Below are 2,812 nucleotides of genomic sequence, written 5' to 3'. Positions count from 1 at the left end.
GTAAACGCACGGTTGAGGCCGCCTTCTCGGGTCTGAGCTGGGTCCGTAAGGGACGTCCATAAGGACGTACATATGGACGTCTTCAGCGAGAGTGAGAGCGGGCATGGAGATATTGGGCCGGGAGCGACGTCGTCGATGGACGCGAGCGGAGAAGCAGGAGATTGTCGCCGCGGTGGGCGTGAACGGCGAGCCGCTTTCACGCGTTGCGCAGCGCTACGATGTGACGCGCAGCCAGATTTACCAGTGGCGCCATGAGTTCAAGAAAAGAGGGATGCTCCCCGCGCCGCCGTCGCCGACTTTCTTACAGGTCGACGTTGGTTCGCCGATTTTCAAAGCAGAGCCTGGCTTCGAGGACCGGATAGCCTCCCCCTCGATCGTAGAACTGTGTCTGAGGCAAGGACGCCGCCTTCGTTTCGATAGCAGCATCGAAGGCTCGACCCTGATGCACCTCATTCGGGCGGCTGAAGGGGCATGATCGGTCCAGGAACCGGTGTGCGGGTCTATCTGGCCTGCGGAGCGACCGACATGCGCAAGGGGGTGACGGGGCTCGCCATGCTGGCGCAAACCGTGCTGGGTCAGAAAGCCACGAGCGGCGCGGTTTTTGCGTTTCGTGGACGCAAAAGCGACCGGGTGAAGCTCCTGTATTGGGATGGCCAGGGATTTTGCATGTATTATAAAATTCTCGAGCGGGGCCGTTTTCCCTGGCCCTCTGCGGCAGATGGGGTCACGCGATTGACTTCGGCCCAGCTTGCCATGCTGTGGGAGGGGATTGATTGGAGGCGTCCGAACTGGGGAGCTCCACCGGCTCGCGTGGGGTGATTTTTCTTCCTGAAAATGGCTGTTTTGCTGGACCTTCCTGTTGATTTTCCGTAAGAAAAATCATGCTGAATACAGCTTCCGCTCTCCCCGAAGACACGGCCCTCCTCAAGGCGAAGATCGCCGAACTGCAGGCCGAGAACGAGAAGCTGACGACAACGCTGCGAGCCCATGATCTGGTCGTTCAGGCGCTTCGCTTGCAGATCGCGAAGCTGAAGAAGCAGGCCTTTGGCAAATCCTCCGAGAAAATCCGGCGCGAGATCGAACAACTCGAACTTGCCCTCGAGGATTTGCTCGTCACCGCCTCGCAGCAGGAGCTCGGGCAGAGCGAAGGGGATGATGCGCCCGCACCAGCCAGCGCCGAGGCAGGCTCTTCTGACGTCCGCCCCAGGCGGCGCCCGCGCGTCTCGGCGGACACGCCGCGCGAGCGGCGCGAACTCGATCCGGGCAGCACCTGCCCGGATTGCGGAGGCGAACTGCGCCTCGTCGGCGAGGACCTGAGCGAGATCATCGAGATGATCACGGCAAAGCTCAAGGTCGTTGAAGTCGCGCGTCCCAAGAAGTCCTGCCGCTGCTGCGAGAAGATGGTGCAGGTGCCGGCCCCGAGCCGCCCGATCCCCGGCAGCATGGCCGGGAACAGTCTCCTCGCCTACATACTGGTCTCGAAGTTCGACGATCAGCTCCCGCTCTATCGCCAGCAAGAAATCTTCGCCCGCATGGGCGCTGACATTCCGCGCAGCACGCTTGGCGACTGGTGCGGCCGCTCGATGCGGATGCTGCTGCCTGTGATCGACCGGATCGAAGCCTCGGTCCTGAGCAGCGAGATTCTCCATGCCGACGACACGCCGATCCGCGTGCTGGCTCCGGAACGCCGCGCCAAGGGGATCGGCAAGGGTGTGAAGCAAGGCCGGATCTGGGGGTATGTCTGCGATCAGCGACCCTGGGCTGGTGCCGCGCCGCCCGGTGTCGTCTATCGCTACGCGCCCAACTGGAATGCAGAGCATGTGCTTGCCCATCTGGACAATGCGAAAGGCATCCTGCAGGCAGACGCGTACAAGGGCTACTTGAAGCTCTACGAACCCGGCGAGGACGGTGAAGCGCGCTTCCGGGAGGCTGCTTGCTTTGCTCATTGGCGGCGCGATTTTCACGATATCTGGACCGCGCAGAAATCCGAGATTGCGCATGAGGCTCTCAAACGCATCGGCAAGCTCTACGACATCGAGCGTGAAATCGCAGGCGAGACTGCCGATATTCGCCATGCCGCGCGGCAGAAGTTGAGCAAGCCGGAGCTCGAGAAATTGCGGGCCTGGTCCGAGCAGCAACTCACCAAAATCCCGGGCAAGGGCGATCTGGCCAAGGCCTTTCGGTACGGCCTGAGCCGCTGGCATGCGTTCAGCCTGTTCATCGATGACGGGCGTGTCGCCATCGATAACAATGCCGCCGAGCGTGCTCTCAGGCCAATATGCACTGGGAAAAAGAACTGGCTATTCGCCGGTTCCGAGGCCGGGGCCGAGACCCTCGCGCGCGCCATGACGATCATCGAAACGGCCAAAATGAACAACCTCGAGCCGCAAGCCTATCTCACCGACCTGCTCAGTCGCATTCATGATCACAAAATCAATCGGCTCGATGAACTACTGCCGTGGAATTGGACTCCGCTGACACCACTGGCCGAGGCCGCCTGATGCCCACCGTCAGGCACGTCTTTACGCTCGATTATGTCGCTGGCATCCTCGACGAACACCCCGATCTCATCGATGCCATCGTCAGCAACGATGATAACCTCTCTTACGGTTCAATCATCACGGTTTGCGCTGGGCCAGACAAATATATGACAGCAATCACTGACGGCGGCATCGACGAATTACGCGACTTTATCGCCGACTTTCGCCGCTCGCCTGAAGAGTGGGATGCCCTCCTGCGAACCGTCATCGATGACCAGACAACTATCGAAAACGTCAAGGCTCATAAACCGCGGTAACAATCGGGCCGTTAC

The 2,812-nt window shown here is 60.6% G+C and carries 4 protein-coding genes; all 4 read left to right on the top strand.

The window, feature by feature from the left end:
* Window positions 1-103: 103 nt before the first annotated feature.
* Entirely contained in the window at window positions 104-475 is a 372-nt protein-coding gene (locus tag SPHV1_RS11820) for a transposase (protein WP_054946249.1), read from the top strand.
* On the top strand, window positions 472-819 hold the full coding sequence (tnpB, locus tag SPHV1_RS11815; protein ID WP_054946248.1) for an IS66 family insertion sequence element accessory protein TnpB: 348 nt from the start codon (window positions 472-474) through the stop codon (window positions 817-819). Before SPHV1_RS11820 ends, tnpB begins: the two co-directional genes overlap by 4 nt.
* 62 nt (window positions 820-881) lie before the next feature.
* Window positions 882-2,501, top strand: coding sequence for an IS66 family transposase (locus SPHV1_RS11810; protein ID WP_054946247.1), 1,620 nt, complete (start codon window positions 882-884; stop codon window positions 2,499-2,501).
* On the top strand, window positions 2,501-2,797 hold the full coding sequence (locus SPHV1_RS11805; protein ID WP_054946246.1) for a hypothetical protein: 297 nt from the start codon (window positions 2,501-2,503) through the stop codon (window positions 2,795-2,797). Before SPHV1_RS11810 ends, SPHV1_RS11805 begins: the two co-directional genes overlap by 1 nt.
* The last annotated feature ends 15 nt before the right edge of the window (window positions 2,798-2,812 follow it).

The sequence above is a fragment of the Novosphingobium sp. KN65.2 genome (assembly GCF_001368935.1).
Taxonomy (GTDB): Bacteria; Pseudomonadota; Alphaproteobacteria; order Sphingomonadales; family Sphingomonadaceae; genus Novosphingobium; species Novosphingobium mathurense.
The sequence above is the reverse complement of the archived record's forward strand: the minus strand, read 5'-3'. Positions and strand labels throughout refer to the sequence as shown.

Bases quoted from the DNA above. Each gene is read 5' to 3' on its own strand.
- SPHV1_RS11810 (WP_054946247.1), top strand. From the start codon at position 882: ATGCTGAATACAGCTTCCGCTCTCCCCGAAGACACGGCCCTCCTCAAG.
- SPHV1_RS11805 (WP_054946246.1), top strand. From the start codon at position 2,501: ATGCCCACCGTCAGGCACGTCTTTACGCTCGATTATGTCGCTGGCATC.
- SPHV1_RS11820 (WP_054946249.1), top strand. From the start codon at position 104: ATGGAGATATTGGGCCGGGAGCGACGTCGTCGATGGACGCGAGCGGAG.
- tnpB (WP_054946248.1), top strand. From the start codon at position 472: ATGATCGGTCCAGGAACCGGTGTGCGGGTCTATCTGGCCTGCGGAGCG.